This is a genomic window from Methylobacterium sp. J-067, assembly GCF_022829465.1.
Taxonomy (GTDB): domain Bacteria; phylum Pseudomonadota; class Alphaproteobacteria; order Rhizobiales; family Beijerinckiaceae; genus Methylobacterium; species Methylobacterium litchii.
In genome coordinates this window covers 1-329 of sequence record NZ_JAKSXZ010000117.1, presented here as the reverse complement: position 1 = coordinate 329, position 329 = coordinate 1, and the positions used below count along the sequence as shown (strand labels likewise).

Genomic DNA, 329 nt, shown 5'->3' with positions numbered 1-329 from the left:
CGTCTGGCCGGCGATGGAGGAGATCAGCCCCACCACGTCGCCGATGCGCTCCACGGCGGCGCTCAGGTCCTGCACCAGCCCCCCCGTCTGGTCGGCGGCGATCACCGCCTCCCGCGCGATGCTGGCGGACCCGTCCACCTGCCGCCCGATCTCCTGGACCGACGAGCCCAGTTCCTCGGCCGCCGCCGCGACCGTGGCGACGTTGCTGCCGGCCTCCTCGGCGGCGGCCGCGACGGCCGTCGACTGCGCGGCGGTCTCGGCGGCGGTGCCGCTCATGGTGCCGGCCGTGGCCTGCAACTCGGTGGCCGAGGACGAGACCATCCCGATGA

General features: G+C 75.4%; 1 pseudogene. It reads right to left on the bottom strand.

Annotation, left to right across the window (positions count from 1 at the left end):
* A pseudogene (locus MKK52_RS17350) lies at positions 1-329 on the bottom strand (methyl-accepting chemotaxis protein); the annotation flags it as partial.